Source organism: Pseudomonas sp. Pso3, from assembly GCF_055393275.1.
Window position 1 is genome coordinate 2,794,766 of record NZ_AP043687.1, and the last position, 15,892, is coordinate 2,810,657.

Here is a 15,892-nt window from a genome sequence, read left to right on the forward strand (position 1 = left end):
CGGCCTTCCGCCGGACCGGGACGGCAGGCTATCGTTGACCCGGGAAGCTTTTCACGACCGGGATGTCTCACGCTGTTAGCCAGCCGCGCTCCTGCGCGCTCCCCGTCGAGGTCCGTCATGCCGATCAAGATCGTTCCACGCTCTGCCTGTCGTGGGTCGGAGATCACCCCCGAAGCCGTCTACCTGTCCCGGCGCCAGCTGCTCGGTGCCAGCGGCGCCCTGCTCGCCGGCGCCGCCCTGCCCGGCTGGGCGCTGGCCGCCGCCTCCAGCTACGGCGACGTCGAAGCCGCCAAGGGTCCGGACTGGTTCGAGCGCAAGCTGCCGGATACCCGCTGGCAGGCGGCCACGGTCAAGGGCGAGGACATCACCCCCTTCAAGGACGCCACCCACTACAACAACTTCTATGAATTCGGCCCGGACAAGAGCGACCCCGCGGCTCATGCCGCGCAGTTGCCGACCCAGCCCTGGAGCGTGGTGGTCGATGGCGAGGTGGGCAAGCCCGGCACCTACGGCCTGGAAGACCTCTTCGCCCCGGATACCCTGGAGGAGCGCATCTACCGCATGAGGTGCGTCGAGGCCTGGTCCATGGTCATCCCCTGGCTGGGCTTTCCGCTGGCCAGCCTGCTCAAGCGCGTCGAGCCCACCGGCAAGGCGCGCTACGTGAGGTTCGAGACGCTCAAGGATCCGCAGCACATGCCCGGCATGAATTCCAGCTTCGCCCTGCTGGACTGGCCCTATGTGGAAGGCCTGCGCCTGGATGAGGCCATGCATCCGCTGACGCTCATGACGGTGGGCATGTACGGGCGGGTGCTGCCCAACCAGAATGGCGCGCCGCTGCGCCTGATCGTGCCCTGGAAGTATGGCTTCAAGGGCATCAAGTCCATCGTCCGCATCAGCCTGGTGGAAGAGCAGCCGCGCACCACCTGGCAGGGCATGGCGCCCAACGAGTACGGCTTCTATGCCAACGTCAATCCGGAAGTGGATCACCCGCGCTGGAGCCAGGCCCGCGAACGGCGCCTGCCCAGCGGCCTGTTCAGCCCCAACGTGCGACCGACGCTTATGTTCAACGGCTATGGCGAGGAAGTGGCTTCGCTCTACAGCGGCATGGATCTGCGGAGAAACTATTGATGGGTGTACTGCTCTGGCGGGTGGCGGTGTTCGTCGCCGCGCTCTGCCCGCCGCTGTGGTGGCTGTACCAGGCCTGGATCTTCGCCCTCGGCCCGGACCCGGGCAAGGCACTGGTGGACAAGCTGGGCACCGGCGCCCTGGTGCTGCTGTTGCTGACCCTAAGTCTGACCCCGCTGTCGCGCCTCACCCGCTGGAAGCTCTGGCCGGTGATCCGCCGCCAGCTCGGGTTGTGGACCTTCACCTATGCCCTGCTGCACTTCCTCGGCTACCTGGCCTTCGTGCTGGGCTTCGACCTGTCGCAGCTGGGCGTTGAATTGCAGCGCCGGCCCTACATTATCGTCGGGGCCGCGGCCCTGCTGATCCTGCTGGCCCTGGCCGTCACCTCCAATCGCCCGGCCATGCGCCGCCTGGGCAAGCGCTGGAAGGAGCTGCATCGGCTGGCCTACCTGGTGCTGGGTCTGGGGCTGCTGCACTACCTCTGGATCGTGCGTTCGGACCTGGAAGAGTGGGCGATCTACGCCACCATCGGCGCCGCGCTGCTGGCCTTCCGGCTGGTGGATGGCTGGCGTCGCAAGAGACGCAGCCGGGCAGCCACTGCCCCTGCTCGCTGATTACCACTGCCGAGGCAGAGGAGTTGGTCCTTCATGCCTCAAGCTTAGAGGGGGTGGTATTAAAGGCGCCTATTCGAGAATACGGATGGACTGCCACGGCTTGGCATGGGAGTGGTATTGAACAGGCCTGGCGCCAATGGGCCAGGCCGTTGCCCAGAGCCGGTCGATCAGCGCTGCGCAGCCTGGCGCAGGCCCTTCAGGGTGTTGAGCGGGGCATCCACCACGAAGCTGTTGGCCAGCCAGGACGGCACGCTGCCACCCGGCTCGCTCTGGGCCTCGTAGGTCACTTCCGAGCCGCCGTTCTTCGGCACCACGCGCCACTGACCCTGGAAGCTGGCGACCCGCACATAGCCGTCGGCGGCAGGCCGATAGTCCGGCTGGCCTTCGAGGGTGCGGGTAAAGCCGCCATCGGGGGTCTTCTGCTCGGTGATGTGCAGCACCACGTCACGGGCGGTCACCGGCCAGGGCATGTCGATGCGCATGTAGGTCCAGGCCTGGTTGTCCTGGCGCTTGAGCACCTGCAGCGACTGGCAGCGGAAGATCCACTTGCAGGAACCCACGGGGTCGTCCTGCAGCTTGGCGATGGTGGCCGGATCGGCCTTGATCTGGACCACGCCGCGGTAGGCCTTGTACTTGGAGCCGGCAACCGCGCGGGTGTAGACCTGGATGCCGTCTTCCTGCTTGGCGAGTTGCCAGTCCTCGGCCTGGGCCAGGCCAGTGGCTGCGAGCAGGGTCAGGGCAAGGATGGAGCGAAGCGGCTTGTGCATGGGACGTCCCTTGTTGTTGTGGTTGTCGGAGAGCGCAATTCAAAACCGGATCAGGCGGCGGTTTCACCTTCGAGGCGCAGCAGGATGGCCATGGCTTCGGCGCTGCTGGTGCCACAGAACGCCAGCTCGGCCTGGAAGCCGCCGCACACCGCCGGGCGCAGCGGCGAGCCGAACAGGTCGCAGCGGTTGGTGCTGTCCAGGTGGGCGCAGCGCACGCCGGAGGGCTTGCCCTGGGGCATGCGTGGCAGCGGTGAGGAGATCGACGGCGCGATGCAGCAGGCGCCACAACCTGGACGGCACTCCATGGGTGAAACTCGCAGATAAGGAGGCTTCAAGCTTAAGAGCAAGGCTGGGGCCTCACAAGCGAATCGTGACCAGATGTCGCTATCGAGTCATGAATGTAACATTCAATCGCACCTCGCCACGCAACCCCGCGGCCTTTCCACCGTCTTATCTGCGACGATCGAGGCGGCTCCCCGAGGGCGTGACGATGAAGCATTGGCTGGTGCTGGACCTGGAAGCGACCACCGACGAAGGCGGCTGGCCCCTGGAGTTGATGGAGATCATCGAGATCGGTGCGGTGATGGTGGACGCCGAAGGCCAGGAGCTCGGTCGCTATCAGAGCTTCGTCCAGCCCCGGCGGCTGCCGCTGCTGACGCCCTTCTGCCGCGACCTCACCCATATCAGCCAGGCCGACGTCGATGGCGCCGAGCCGCTTGAAGGCACCTGGCCGGCGTTCGAGGCCTGGCTGGGCGCCTACGAGACCACCCTCGCCGGCTGGTGTAGCTGGGGCGATTTCGACCGTCGCCTGCTTGAACGCGCCTGGCGCGAGCACGACCTGCATACCCACCTGGCCCGGGTGCCACATCGCAATCTCAAGCAGGCCTTCGCCAAGGCCCGCGGCCTGGCGCGTCCGTTGGGACTCACCGCCGCCCTGGAATCGGCGGGACTGGCCTTTACCGGGGTGCTGCACCGCGCCGAGACCGACGCCCGCAACACCGCCAAGCTGTTGCCCGCCAGCCTGCCGGCCTTCGCGCGCTAGCCTCGTCTGGAGCGGTGACAGTGGGCCTCGGCCTTGGGCATACTCGCCGACGGTCCCAACCGCTTTCGCACAAGGAAATCCGATGTTCAAGGTCAACGAATACTTCGACGGCACCGTCAAATCCATCGCCTTCAGCCTCAAGTCCAAGCCCGCCACCCTGGGCGTCATGGCCCCCGGTGAATACGAATTCGGCACCAGCCAGCTGGAAGTCATGCACGTGGTGGCCGGCGCCCTGACCGTCAAGCTGCCGGGCAGCGAGACCTGGGAAACCTTCGCCGCGGGCAGCCAGTTCACCGTGCCGGCCAATGCCAAGTTCCAGCTCAAGGTCGCGGAAGACACCGCCTACCTCTGCGAATACCACTAAGTCCGGGGGAGCCATGCGGCTCCCGCGCCTTGCGCTCCCGTCATTCGGCCGTCCGGGCCGGCTGGCGGGAGGCCGCTCTCCCGCCTGAACGCTTGCGCCTCGCCTCGGTCCTAAGCGACACCGCCGCTTTCGGAGCCGTCGCCATGTCGCCAGCTGCAGCCCAGGGCCCTCGCCAGCCGAGCCACGCCCGCCCCTTCGAGCACCAGCCCCGGAATCTCCCGACGCATGGGATAGCCCTTGCGCAGGGCGTCGAACGCCTGGGCGCGCGCCACGGCCGGCAAGCCGAGGGTCGCGCGTAGCGCCGCATCGTCGTCGCGCGGATCATAGACCGCGCGGCAGACCCGCCTGAAGGCCGTCGCCTCGGGCGTATCCCCGCTGAACACCAGGCGCTCCAGCTGCTGCGGCGGCAACAGATCGCCCAGATTCAGCCGCGGTGTCTCCCCGCTCCAGGCGCAGAAGGCTTCGTAGATCTGCGCCGTGCCGCGCCACTTGCCTTCCAGGCTGTGCCCGGCGATATGGGGCGTCACCAACTGGCACAGGCGGGCCAGTTCAGGATCGATGCCCGGCTCGCCTTCCCAGACATCCAGCGCCACCCTGAGCTCGGCGCCGCTGGCCAGATGCGTCCGCAGCGCGGCGTTATCGACCACCTCGCCCCGGCAGGCGTTGAGCAGCCAGGTCCCCGGGCGCAGGCTGGCCAGGCGAGTGGCATCGAACAGGTGCAAGGTGCGCTGCTCGCCGTCCCGGATCAGCGGGGTATGCAGACAGAGCACGTCGCAGCGCTCGAGCAATTCGTCGAGGCTGTGGAAGTCACCCCCCTCCGCGGCCTGGCGGGGAGGATCGCAGACCAGCACCGTCCAGCCCAGTCCGCGCAGCACCTCGGCCAGGCGGCCACCGACCTGCCCGGCGCCGACGATGCCATAGGTGCGCTGGGCCAGCTCGGCGCCGGCACCATCGGCCAGTGCCAGCAGGGCGCCCAGCACCCAGTCCACCACACCGCGGGCATTGCAGCCTGGCGCATTGCTCCAACGGATGCCGGCCTGGTCGAGATAGCCCATGTCCAGGTGATCGGTGCCTATGGTGCAGGTGCCGACGAAGCCGACCCTGGACCCGGCCAGCAGCGCGGCGTCGACACGGGTGATGGAGCGCACCAGCAGCGCATCGGCGCGACCTACGGCGGCGCGATCGAAGGCGCGACCGGGAAGGCGTTCGAGGGTGGCGTGGGACCCGAAGAAGGCGTCCAGCAGCGGAATGTTTTCGTCGGCGAGAATGTGCATGCCTGGGCACTCGCAAGGGCGGGGACCGGCACTTTAGCAGGCCGTCGGCGGCAGGCAACGGTCGCCGCGAGGGTTGCCACCCGGGCCATGAGGACTAGACTATCGGCCCCGAAGCTGACCGAACGATCAAGTGACCTCCTCCCTGCCCCGCATCAGACGTGAATTCGGCGCCCTGCTCTCCCTGGCCGCGCCCATCGTCATCGCCCAGCTCTCCCATTCGGCCATGGGTTTCGTCGACGCCGTCATGGCCGGCCGGGTCGGCCCGCTCGACCTCGCCGCCGTCGCCCTGGGCAACTCCGTATGGATTCCAGTGTTCCTGCTGATGACCGGCATCCTGCTGGCGACCACCCCCAAGGTGGCCGAGCGCCACGGCGGCGGCCGCAGCCAGGAAATCGGTCCGCTGGTGCGCCAGGCGCTGTGGCTGGCCCTGGGTTGCGGCCTCGTCGCCAGCCTGCTGCTGCTCAACGCCCGCCCGCTGCTGGTAGCGATGCATGTCGACGCCCAGTTGATCGGGCCGACCCTGCTCTATCTCAAGGGCATCGCCATGGGCCTGCCCGCCACGGCCTTCTACTATGTGCTGCGCTGCTTCAGCGACGGCCTCGGGCGTACCCGCCCGGCCATGCTGGTAGGGCTCGCCGGCCTGGCGCTGAACGTGCCGCTGAACTGGATCTTCATTTACGGCCACCTCGGCATGCCGGCGCTGGGCGGCGCCGGCTGCGGCTTCGCCTCCGGTACGGTGATGTGGGCGATGCTGCTGGCCATGCTGGCGATCATCCGCACCGAGCGCTATCGCGCCTGCGGCCTTTTCGCCCGCTTCGAGCGACCCCATGGGCCGACGCTGCGCGCCCTGCTGGCCATCGGCGTGCCCATCGGCATCGCGATTTTCGCCGAATCCAGCATCTTTTCCGTGGTGGCCCTGCTGATCGGCGAGCTGGGGCCGACCGTGGTCGCCGGGCACCAGGTGGCGCTCAACTTCTCCGGGCTGGTGTTCATGGTGCCCCTGGCGCTGGGCATGGCGGTGACGGTGCGGGTCGGCCAGGCGCTGGGGCGCGGCGAACCACGCGAGGCGCGCTTTTCCGCCGGGGTCGGCATGGCCGCCGGGCTGCTCTGTGCCTGCGTGTCCTGCACCCTGATGCTGACCGCGCGCACGGCGATCGCCGGGTTCTATTCCCAGGACCTGGCGGTGATCCAGCTGGCGGCCTCGCTGCTGGTGTTCGCCGGCATCTTCCAGTTCTCCGATGCCATCCAGGTGACTGCCGCGGGCGCTCTGCGCGGTTACCAGGACACCCGCGCGACCATGATCATCACCCTGCTGGCCTACTGGGGCGTGGGCCTGCCGGTGGGCTGGGCGCTGGGCCTGAGCGACTGGTTCGGTGCCCCACGGGGTCCGGCCGGCCTCTGGCAGGGGCTGGTGCTGGGCCTGACCTGCGCGGCCATCCTGCTGTCGGTGCGGCTGGCCTGCAGCGCCCGTCGACGCATCCACAGCGCCTAGCGCGCTGCCCTTGGTACACTGGCGCCCTCGCCCCGGCCGGCGGTCCTGCCGACCGGGACGGGCGTTTCCCTCTTTCGCGAGCGTGCGGCTTCGATGATCTTTCGCCTGCTACAACTCCTCTGCCTCTGCTTCCTGCTCATCGGCCCGGCTCAGGCCGCCCTGCCCGGACTGCCGGGCGCCCAGAAGGACCAGGTCGATCCGCAATTCGGCCAGTCCCTGGACCAGGTCATCAAGACCCTGGAGAGCGACCAGCAGCGCAATCGCCTGCTGGCGGATCTCAAGAAGCTGCAGGCGGCACAGAACAAGGCCGAGCCCAGCGCCTCCCAGGGCGTGATCGGGCTGATCACCGACACCCTGACGGTGGTCGAGCAGCAGCTGCAGCGCGACAACCTGCGCGAGCGCTGGCAATACCAGCTGGACCAGGCCGGCGCCGAGCTTGCCGCCCTGGCGCCGGCGCCCGAGCAGCGCCTCAACCTACTCTCCGGCTTCGTCATCACCCTGGCCTTCTGGGCCGGTTGCGCCCTGGGCCTGAAGACCATCAGCCATCGCCTGCGGGTGAGATTCGGACTGTCCGAGGAGTTGCCGCTCAGGCCGCGCACCCTGGACCTGGTCCGCTTCGCTCTGCGCAAGCTGGCGCCCTGGCTGCTGGCCTTCATCCTGACCCTGGTGGTGTCGCTGTGGCTGCCGGATTCGCTGGGCAAGACGGTGGCCGTCGCCCTGGCCTATGCCGCCGTCACCGGCCCGCTGTTCGCCGCTACCGTGGTGGTGATCTGCTCGCTGCCCAGCGGCGCCCATCGCAGTCGCGCCCTGCTGATCCTGCGCCGCCGCGCCTTTCGTCCGCTATGGATCATCGGCAGCCTGGCGGCCCTGGGCGGCGCCGCCAGCGATCCGCACCTGGCCGAGACCCTGGGGCCACACCTGGCCGCGGTCATCGCCATCGGCGCCAACATCTGCGCGGCGCTGCTCACCGCCCAGTTCGCCCTGAGATTCCGCCGGCCCATCGCCCACCTGATCCGCAACCAGCCGCTGGCCAAGCGCCAGGCGCTGCACGGCCTGCAGGGCGTGCGTCACCTGATCGCCAGGCTCTGGCACCTGCCGCTGCTGATCCTGGTGGCGGTCTCGGTGGTGGCCACCTTCGTCTCCGCCGGCGATACCAGCGACGCCCTGCGCCGAGCCCTGCTGTTCGCCGTGACCATGGGCGCCGCCCTCGGGCTCAACGCCCTGGTGCGGGCGCGATTGCTGCGCCGGCGGCCGCACGGCCGCATCCAGGAAGCCTATGCCGAACGGCTGCGCGCCTTCTTCGTGCTGGTGCTGGGCATCGCCATCTGGCTGGTGGGCATCGAGCTGGCCCTGCGCGCCTGGAATCTCTCGCTGCTGAGATTCAGCCAGGGTGACGGCCATGCGGTCGCCAGCAAGTTCTTCGGCCTGGGTGGCACCCTGCTGCTGGCCTGGCTGGTGTGGATCCTGGCCGACACCGCCATCCACCGCGGCCTCAACCTGCACCGCGTCAGCCCGAACAACGCCCGCGCCCAGACCATGTTGCCGCTGATCCGCAACGTGCTGTTCCTGACCATCTTCGTCATCGCCCTGATCGTCGCCCTGGCCAACATGGGCGTGAACGTCACCCCGTTGCTGGCCGGTGCCGGCGTCATCGGCCTGGCGGTGGGCTTCGGCGCCCAGAGCCTGGTAGCCGACCTCATCACCGGGCTGTTCATCATCATCGAGGACTCCCTGGCCATCGGCGACTACGTCGACGTCGGCAACCACCTGGGCACCGTCGAGGGCCTGACCATCCGCACCGTACGACTGAGGGACATCGACGGCATCGTCCACACCATCCCGTTCAGCGAGATCAAGAGCATCCAGAACTACTCGCGGCAATTTGGCTACGCCATCTTCCGCCTGCCGATTCCCCAGGCGCTGTCGGTGGACAAGGCCATCGAGATGGTCCAGGAGGTCGGCCGCTCGCTGCGCCAGGATCCGCTGATGGGCCGGGACATCTGGTCGCCGCTGGAGCTGCAGGGGGTGGAGAGCTTCGATTCCGGCATGGCGATCCTCAGATTCCGCTTCAAGACCGCGCCGATCAAGCAGTGGGAGGTCTCCCGGGCCTTCAACCTCAGGCTCAAACGCTACCTGGACGATGCCGGCATCGAGCTGGCCTCGCCGCGCATGAACGTGCGTTACGAGGTGGGCGGCTCGCCGCTGGATCAGGCGACGCGGGGCGGCCAGGCGCCCAGCGAGGGCTGACCCGGCCGTGCTGGCACGACCGCCGGCCCTCGCGATCGGCGGGATTAGCCTCTAGGGTGGGGATGACCTGTCCCGACGAGGCTTTCCCATGCCCTTGCGCACCCTGCTCTGCTATGGCGACTCCAACACCCACGGCACCCGCCCCCTGACCCAGCCCGGCGTACTCGAACGCTTTGGCTGGGACGAACGCTGGCCCGGCGTCCTGGCCCGCGGGCTGGGCGCCGACTGGCGGGTGATCGAGGAAGGCCTGCCCGCTCGTACCACGGTGCACGACGATCCCATCGACGGCCATCACAAGAATGGCCTCCGCTATCTCAGGCCCTGCCTGGAAAGTCAGCTACCGGTGGATGTCCTGCTGCTGATGCTGGGCACCAACGACCTCAAGGCGCGGCTGTCGGTGACACCGGCGGACATCGCCAGCGCCCTGCAGGTGCTGCTGGAAGAGATCAGGCGCTGTAACGCCGGACCGGACGGTGCCACGCCCAGGCTCATCGTCATGGCGCCGGTGCCCATCGAGGAAGTGGGCTTTCTCGGCGAGATCTTCGCCGGCGGCGCGGCCAAGTCTCGCGAGTTGGCCGCACGGTATCGCCAGGTGGCCGAGGCCCAGGGCGCGGCCTTCGTCGACGCGGGCGAGATCATCCAGGTGAGTCCGGTGGACGGCGTGCATTTCGAGGCGGACCAGCATCGGCGGCTGGGGGAGCATCTGGTGGGGGTGGTCAGGGGCCTAGGTGTCGTCTGAACGTAGGCGCCCACAGTGGAAAACGCTGCGCGGTTTTCCACGCTACGACTCGCTTGGCACCGGCCTGTTGGGCTTCGACGAGGAAGCCGTCTCAACCCAACCTACGGCTCACTTCCTGTGTAGGAGCGGCCCATGGCCGCGATAAGAGGTTAGGCCCTGGCTCGAAGTGACGAGATGAGCCCGCTTTCTTGCGGCCATGGCGGTCCGCCGATGCGGCCGCTCCTGCAGGTGCTCGACAGGCCGCGGAGCGGCGCCTGACCTCACCCTACCTTCTTGCGAATCCAGTACAGATAACGCCCTTTTCCACCAGCTTATGGCCAAGGAAGCGACGTAGGTTGGGTTGAGCGCAGCGAAGCCCAACGCCACGGGTTCAACATTGAAGTCAGCGATCCAGACCATAGCGCTGCCGCAGCGCACGGTACTGATTGCTGTAGTCCTGATAACCCAGGTTTTTTGCCTGAAGCGCAGCCAATTCGTCTTCAAAGGTCAGCCCGGCAGGTGCGGAAGACGAGACAGTAGGCGTTGTCCGCCTGGTGACAGGAGCGGGACGCATCTGACCCAGGAGCTCATCTATCACCGGATTGATCTTTGTCGCGGTCCCCTGCCACTTCATAAGGGAGAAACCGCCCTTACCCCGCAGGTGATAGTCAGCCTGACCCACCAGGCGCCCACTGGCGTCGCGTAGGGTCAGTTCGGCAGCTGACAAGTAAGGCACGCCGTCCCAAGTTTGCCGCGCGGTGTACTCAAGAACGTATGGGCACTCGCGTGGCACCTGCGTATAGCTTTCGGTAGGCACACCGTGCCGAGCAAAACCGGCCCGGACCACGGGGAGAAAGTCCTTAACCCAAACAGCAGGATTCTCCTGGATACATACCACATCCGGGCGTACGGCGACGGGCTGGACCTGTACCGACGTGCACCCCGCGAGAATGAGCGAGACAACACCCAGCATCCTGGCTTTCATATGAGGCTTCCCTGCTTGCTAGATCACTGATTGTGAACCAACTCACAATAGCAAAGCGAGCCTTCGCGCGCGCCTCACTCCACCTTCTTGCGAATCCAGTACAGATAACGCCCTTCCCCTTCGCTCTTTTCCACCAGTTCATGGCCGAGGAAGACGCAGAACTTGGGGATGTCGCGCTGGGTGGAGGGGTCGGTGGCGATGACCTTGAGCAGGGCGCCGGGGGCGATGTCGCGCACCTTGTTGTGCAGCATCATCACCGGCTCCGGGCAGTTCAGCCCGCTGGCGTCGAGGGTGGCATCGGCTTCGAGGGTCATGGGGTCTCCAGGAATAGAACGGTTACAGCGATCTGCATTCAGAGCCTGACGGCGGCCTAGGGTTTCCGATCCAGCCGGCGCAGATGACAGGTCACTTCCTCGCGGTCGTGGTAGAGCTGCTTGCAGCCGATGGTGACGCGCTGGCCGCGAGCGGCGAAATGCGCGTGCAGCCGCTCGAGGATACCGGCCACTTCGCGATAGCGCTGTTTCATCGGCAGCTTGAGATTGACCACCGCCTCGCGGCAATGACCCTCGCCGATCCAGCGTTCGATCAGGGCCGCGGTGCGCGCGGGCTTCTCGACGATGTCGCAGACCATCCAGTCGACCGGGTGCTTGGGCACGAAGGCGTAGCCGTCGACCTGCAGGTGCTCGACGAGGCCGCTGTCCATCAGCGCCTCGTTCATGGGGCCGTTGTCCACCGCCGTCACCAGCATCTCGCGGGCCACCAGCTGCCAGGTCCAGCCGCCCGGGGCGGCGCCCAGATCCACGGCGCGCATCTCGGACGACAGCCGCGTCTCCCAGTCAGCACGAGGGATGAAGTGGTGCCAGGCCTCTTCCAGCTTGAGGGTCGAGCGACTGGGGGCCTCGCGCGGGAATCTCAGCCGCGGGATGCCCATGGGCCAGAGCGCGGCGTTGTCCGGTTCGACCAGGCCGACGAAGACCTCGCGCCCGCTGAGAAAGGTCAGCTGCAGGCGTGGCGCCCGGGCATCGTCCACCAGGCGGCCGGCCTTGCGCAGGGCCAGGGTCAGGGGGCGTTCGAACTTCTTGCAGAAGGTGGAGAGCGCCTTGCCGTCGTTGGTGTCGGGCATCTCCAGGGCCAGGCTGCCGCAGACGGGATAGTCCGCCAGCAGCTCGAGCAGCGGACCGATGCGATCCTGTTCGGGCAGGCTGAGAAAGGCGCCGCGCGACCACTGGCGGGGAAAGATCAGCTCGGCGAAGCTGAGCTGCTGCATCAACCGCGCCGCGTCCGCCGCGTCGCCGCAGACGAATTCGGCATAGGCCGCACCCGGCTTGCCCTTGGCGTAGCCGGCCACGCTGAGCAGCGCCGCCCGTTCGCCGAGCTCGGCGCAGACCTCGCCTTCGAATCCGGTACGGCACAGCAGCAACAGGGTATTCACGACAGGGCTTCCTCAAGGGGTCACGCAGGGCGCGCACTATACCCCAGCGCGCCCACTGGGGAACGCCGGCGGCGCCTATCGGTCCAGTACTACACCTAGAAAAATCAGTCCGCCCAGCGCTGGTTCGGCTCTCTTTCACCTTTCGAGGCCCGAACGGCCAGCGGGCAACCGTCGAAACGTCGATTAGGAGACCCCTGATGCCAGCCCTGGACAGCCTCAACAGCCTCAAGACCTTGCAGGTCGGCGAGCGCACCTATCACTACTACAGCCTGCCCGATGCGGCCAAGACCCTGGGCAATCTCGACCAGTTGCCCAAGTCGCTCAAGGTGCTGCTGGAGAACCTGCTGCGCTGGGAAGACAACCAGACCGTCACCGGCGAAGACCTCCAGGCCCTGGCCGACTGGACCAAGACCCGCTCCGCCGACCGCGAGATCCAGTACCGCCCCGCCCGTGTACTGATGCAAGACTTCACCGGGGTACCGGCGGTGGTCGACCTGGCTGCCATGCGCGAAGCCGTGGCCAAGGCCGGCGGCGATCCGCAGCGGATCAATCCGCTCTCCCCCGTCGACCTGGTGATCGACCACTCGGTGATGGTGGACCGCTACGCCAGCGAGAACGCCTATCACGAGAACGTCGAGATCGAGATGGAGCGCAATGGCGAGCGCTACGCCTTCCTGCGCTGGGGCCAGAACGCCTTCGACAACTTCCGCGTGGTGCCACCGGGCACCGGCATCTGCCATCAGGTCAACCTGGAATACCTGGGCCGCAGCGTCTGGACCAAGGACGAAGACGGCCGCACCTATGCCTTCCCCGACACCCTGGTGGGTACCGACTCCCACACCACCATGATCAATGGCCTGGGCGTGCTGGGTTGGGGCGTGGGCGGCATCGAGGCCGAGGCGGCCATGCTCGGCCAGCCGGTGTCCATGCTGATCCCCGAGGTGGTGGGCTTCAAGCTGACCGGCAAGCTGCGCGAGGGCATCACCGCCACCGACCTGGTGCTGACGGTGACCCAGATGCTGCGCAAGAAGGGCGTAGTGGGCAAGTTCGTCGAATTCTTCGGCGACGGCCTGGCCACCCTGCCCCTGGCCGACCGCGCCACCATCGGCAACATGGCCCCGGAATACGGCGCCACCTGCGGCTTCTTCCCAGTCGACCAGATCACCCTGGACTACCTGCGCCTGTCCGGTCGCCCCGAGGAAACCGTGCAGCTGGTGGAGGCCTACACCCAGGCCCAGGGCCTGTGGCGCAATCCCGGCGACGAGCCGGTGTTCACCGATGTGCTGGAACTGGACATGGGCGAGGTCCAGTCCAGCCTGGCCGGTCCCAAGCGGCCCCAGGACCGCGTGCTGCTCGGCGAGGTGGCCAAGACCTTTGGCGACTTCACCGCGCTGGCGCCGAAAAAGGCCGAGGCTGCCAAGGTCGGCAGCAGCGTCGAGGTCCAGGTGAACGGCGAGACCTTCCAGCTGGAAGACGGCGCCGTGGTCATCGCCGCCATCACCTCCTGCACCAACACTTCCAACCCCAGTGTCATGATGGCTGCCGGTCTGCTGGCGAAGAAGGCCGCGGAGAAGGGCCTGATGCGCAAGCCCTGGGTCAAGTCGTCCCTTGCCCCCGGCTCCAAGGTGGTGACCGACTACTACAACGCCGCCGGCCTCACGCCCTATCTCAACGACCTCGGCTTCGACCTGGTCGGCTACGGCTGCACCACCTGCATCGGCAACTCCGGTCCGCTGCTCGATCCGATCGAGAAAGCCATCCAGGACGCCGACCTCACCGTGGCCTCGGTGCTGTCCGGCAACCGCAACTTCGAAGGGCGGGTGCATCCGCTGGTCCGGACCAACTGGCTGGCGTCGCCGCCGCTGGTGGTGGCCTATGCCCTGGCCGGCAGCGTGAAGGTGGATCTGACCCAGGATCCGCTGGGCACCGGCAACGATGGCCAGCCGGTCTATCTGAAGGACGTCTGGCCCAGCCAGCAGGAAGTGGCCGACGCCGTGCAGAAGCTCGACACCGCCATGTTCCACAAGCAATACGGCGCCGTGTTCGACGGCGATGAAAAGTGGCAGGCCATCCAGGTGCCGGACGCCGAGACCTACGTCTGGGACGCCGATTCAACCTACATCCAGAATCCGCCGTTCTTCGAGGGCATCGCCGGCGATCCGCCGCGCATCGCCGACATCCACGACGCCCGCATCCTGGCGCTGCTGGGCGATTCGGTCACCACCGACCACATCTCCCCGGCCGGCAACATCAAGAAGGACAGCCCCGCCGGCCGCTACCTGGCCGAGCATGGCGTGGACTACGCCGACTTCAACTCCTATGGCTCCCGCCGCGGCAATCACGAAGTCATGATGAGAGGCACCTTCGCCAATATCCGCATCAAGAACGAGATGCTCGGCGGCGAGGAAGGCGGCAATACCTTCCATGTTCCCTCCGGTGAAAAGCTGTCGATCTACGACGCGGCCATGAAGTACGAGCTGGAAAACACCCCGCTGGTGATCATCGCCGGCAAGGAATACGGCACCGGTTCCTCCCGTGACTGGGCGGCCAAGGGCACCAACCTGCTGGGCGTGAAAGCCGTGGTCGCCGAAAGCTTCGAGCGTATCCACAGATCCAACCTGGTGGGCATGGGCGTGCTGCCGCTGCAGTTCAAGGACGGCGTGGACCGCAAATCCCTGGGGCTGACCGGCAAGGAGAAGATCGCCGTATTGGGCATCGACGGCGTCGAGTTGCGTCCGCGCATGCCGCTGACCCTGGAGGTCACCCGCGAGGACGGCAGCCGCGAAAGCGTGGAAGTGCTCTGCCGCATCGACACGCTCAACGAGGTGAGCTACTTCAAGGCCGGCGGCATCCTGCACTACGTGCTGCGGGAGTTCCTGGCCAAGCCGGCGGCTTGAGGTCACGCGCCCCGGTCACGCCGACCGGGGCAACCTCTCACTTCTAGCATAAGCGTTCGCGCCATCTGGGCTCGAACGGCGGGACTCCACCAGGACGCTCTGGCTGATAACGCACAGGCTTTCAGCTAAACTTGTGAGTGACCTGTGAGAGGTATGCTCATGCCCCAGCCCAATCTGGATAGGAAACGCCGCTACTTCGTACGCATGCGGCAGGCCAACTATGCAGCCAGCTTGAAACTGGAAGGCTTCGACCTGAAATCTGACGTCCCGGAAACCGTGGGGAAAGATAAGCACGCCCTACTTGCGCACTACCGACGTCTGAGCCAGGCGCAATGATCGATAAGTACGGAGCCAGCCAGGATCCGTACTGCTATCCCGGTACCACGACCTTACGCAACCTGCTCGACATCCGAGATGATGAACTCCTGGCTGCAGCCGAGCGCGACCTTTCTCGCCTCGCGGCCAGCAAGTTGACGTTCGAGTTACCGCCCTACAACCTTGACTATCTGTGCCAGTTGCATCGACTGCTGTTCCAGGACATTTACCCCTGGGCTGGCGAACTGCGCACCCTCGACATTGCCAAGGACAGCACCCGCTTCTGTACAGTGCGCCGGCTGGTACCCGAGGCCAACAAGCTGTTTTCCAAACTGCAGGCCGAAAACTGGTTCGAAGGGCAATCTCGTGACGTCCTGATCGGGCTGAGCGCCGAGCTCTACGGCGATCTGAACATCGTGCACCCTTTCCGCGATGGCAACGGCCGTACCCAGCGCCTGCTGTTCGAGCATCTCATCATCAATGTGGGCTACGAGATCGATTGGTCACTAGTGACGCGCGATGAATGGATAGCTGCCAATATCGACGCCGTCCACTGCGACTACCGTGCACTGGAACAAATATTCGCTCGCTGCATAGGCTCAGCTATCGAGTGAGTGGCC

16 protein-coding genes are annotated in these 15,892 nt (G+C 66.6%); 10 read left to right on the forward strand and 6 right to left on the reverse strand.

Annotated elements, in window-relative coordinates:
* Positions 1-117: 117 nt before the first annotated feature.
* Together msrP and msrQ are read left to right on the forward strand one after the other, a co-directional pair.
* The gene (gene msrP, locus ACZ5R1_RS13115; RefSeq protein ID WP_027601163.1) at positions 118-1,128 is read left to right on the forward strand and encodes a protein-methionine-sulfoxide reductase catalytic subunit MsrP; all 1,011 of its coding nucleotides are present in this window, start codon (positions 118-120) and stop codon (positions 1,126-1,128) included.
* Positions 1,128-1,739, forward strand: a complete 612-nt coding sequence (msrQ, locus tag ACZ5R1_RS13120; protein ID WP_044342323.1) for a protein-methionine-sulfoxide reductase heme-binding subunit MsrQ — start codon at positions 1,128-1,130, stop codon at positions 1,737-1,739. The genes msrP and msrQ overlap by 1 nt, the downstream gene beginning before the upstream one ends.
* 167 nt (positions 1,740-1,906) lie before the next feature.
* On the opposite strand, the gene ACZ5R1_RS13125 is transcribed toward msrQ, so the two are convergent.
* Positions 1,907-2,506 carry an START domain-containing protein gene (locus ACZ5R1_RS13125; protein WP_007162268.1) on the reverse strand — a complete coding sequence of 200 codons (600 nt, stop codon included), beginning with the start codon at positions 2,504-2,506 and terminating at the stop codon, positions 1,907-1,909.
* Positions 2,507-2,556: 50 nt separating this feature from the next.
* Complete coding sequence (locus tag ACZ5R1_RS13130; protein WP_027597778.1) at positions 2,557-2,811, reverse strand: YkgJ family cysteine cluster protein; 255 nt, start codon at positions 2,809-2,811, stop codon at positions 2,557-2,559.
* 185 nt (positions 2,812-2,996) lie between these two features.
* On the opposite strand from ACZ5R1_RS13130, the gene ACZ5R1_RS13135 reads away from it, so the two are divergent.
* The gene (locus ACZ5R1_RS13135) at positions 2,997-3,548 is read left to right on the forward strand and encodes a 3'-5' exonuclease (protein WP_027601166.1); all 552 of its coding nucleotides are present in this window, start codon (positions 2,997-2,999) and stop codon (positions 3,546-3,548) included.
* Positions 3,549-3,630: 82 nt separating this feature from the next.
* A complete protein-coding gene (gene ppnP / locus ACZ5R1_RS13140) occupies positions 3,631-3,912 on the forward strand; it encodes a pyrimidine/purine nucleoside phosphorylase (RefSeq protein ID WP_027597776.1) in 282 nt (93 codons plus the stop codon).
* Between the two features lie 110 nt (positions 3,913-4,022).
* Here the strand turns inward: ppnP and pdxB are convergent, their stop codons facing one another.
* Positions 4,023-5,186, reverse strand: a complete 1,164-nt coding sequence (gene pdxB, locus ACZ5R1_RS13145) for a 4-phosphoerythronate dehydrogenase PdxB (protein WP_464712365.1) — start codon at positions 5,184-5,186, stop codon at positions 4,023-4,025.
* A 130-nt stretch (positions 5,187-5,316) separates the two neighbouring features.
* Here pdxB and ACZ5R1_RS13150 point away from each other — a divergent pair, with 130 nt between their 5' ends.
* The 3 genes from ACZ5R1_RS13150 (at position 5,317) to ACZ5R1_RS13160 (ending at position 9,664) form a co-directional block, all read left to right on the forward strand.
* Complete coding sequence (locus tag ACZ5R1_RS13150) at positions 5,317-6,678, forward strand: MATE family efflux transporter (protein ID WP_464712366.1); 1,362 nt, start codon at positions 5,317-5,319, stop codon at positions 6,676-6,678.
* A 93-nt stretch (positions 6,679-6,771) separates the two neighbouring features.
* A complete protein-coding gene (locus tag ACZ5R1_RS13155) occupies positions 6,772-8,925 on the forward strand; it encodes a mechanosensitive ion channel family protein (RefSeq protein ID WP_464712367.1) in 2,154 nt (717 codons plus the stop codon).
* A gap of 88 nt (positions 8,926-9,013) precedes the next feature.
* Positions 9,014-9,664 carry an SGNH/GDSL hydrolase family protein gene (locus ACZ5R1_RS13160; RefSeq protein WP_052504126.1) on the forward strand — a complete coding sequence of 217 codons (651 nt, stop codon included), beginning with the start codon at positions 9,014-9,016 and terminating at the stop codon, positions 9,662-9,664.
* Between the two features lie 382 nt (positions 9,665-10,046).
* On the opposite strand, the gene ACZ5R1_RS13165 is transcribed toward ACZ5R1_RS13160, so the two are convergent.
* The 3 genes from ACZ5R1_RS13165 to rlmM all read right to left on the reverse strand — a co-directional run bounded on the left by ACZ5R1_RS13165 (position 10,047) and on the right by rlmM (position 12,060).
* The gene (locus tag ACZ5R1_RS13165; protein ID WP_442441475.1) at positions 10,047-10,628 is read right to left on the reverse strand and encodes an Sbal_3080 family lipoprotein; all 582 of its coding nucleotides are present in this window, start codon (positions 10,626-10,628) and stop codon (positions 10,047-10,049) included.
* Between the two features lie 74 nt (positions 10,629-10,702).
* Positions 10,703-10,942: a sulfurtransferase TusA gene (gene tusA / locus ACZ5R1_RS13170; protein ID WP_027597771.1), complete on the reverse strand. Its 240-nt coding sequence runs from the start codon at positions 10,940-10,942 to the stop codon at positions 10,703-10,705.
* A gap of 56 nt (positions 10,943-10,998) precedes the next feature.
* On the reverse strand, positions 10,999-12,060 hold the full coding sequence (gene rlmM / locus ACZ5R1_RS13175; protein WP_340247915.1) for a 23S rRNA (cytidine(2498)-2'-O)-methyltransferase RlmM: 1,062 nt from the start codon (positions 12,058-12,060) through the stop codon (positions 10,999-11,001).
* Positions 12,061-12,257: 197 nt separating this feature from the next.
* Here rlmM and acnA point away from each other — a divergent pair, with 197 nt between their 5' ends.
* The 3 genes from acnA (at position 12,258) to ACZ5R1_RS13190 (ending at position 15,886) form a co-directional block, all read left to right on the forward strand.
* Complete coding sequence (gene acnA, locus ACZ5R1_RS13180; RefSeq protein WP_197852042.1) at positions 12,258-14,957, forward strand: aconitate hydratase AcnA; 2,700 nt, start codon at positions 12,258-12,260, stop codon at positions 14,955-14,957.
* A gap of 159 nt (positions 14,958-15,116) precedes the next feature.
* The gene (locus ACZ5R1_RS13185; protein ID WP_143008566.1) at positions 15,117-15,293 is read left to right on the forward strand and encodes a YhfG family protein; all 177 of its coding nucleotides are present in this window, start codon (positions 15,117-15,119) and stop codon (positions 15,291-15,293) included.
* Positions 15,290-15,886, forward strand: a complete 597-nt coding sequence (locus tag ACZ5R1_RS13190) for a Fic/DOC family protein (RefSeq protein ID WP_464712368.1) — start codon at positions 15,290-15,292, stop codon at positions 15,884-15,886. Before ACZ5R1_RS13185 ends, ACZ5R1_RS13190 begins: the two co-directional genes overlap by 4 nt.
* Positions 15,887-15,892: the final 6 nt, after the last annotated feature.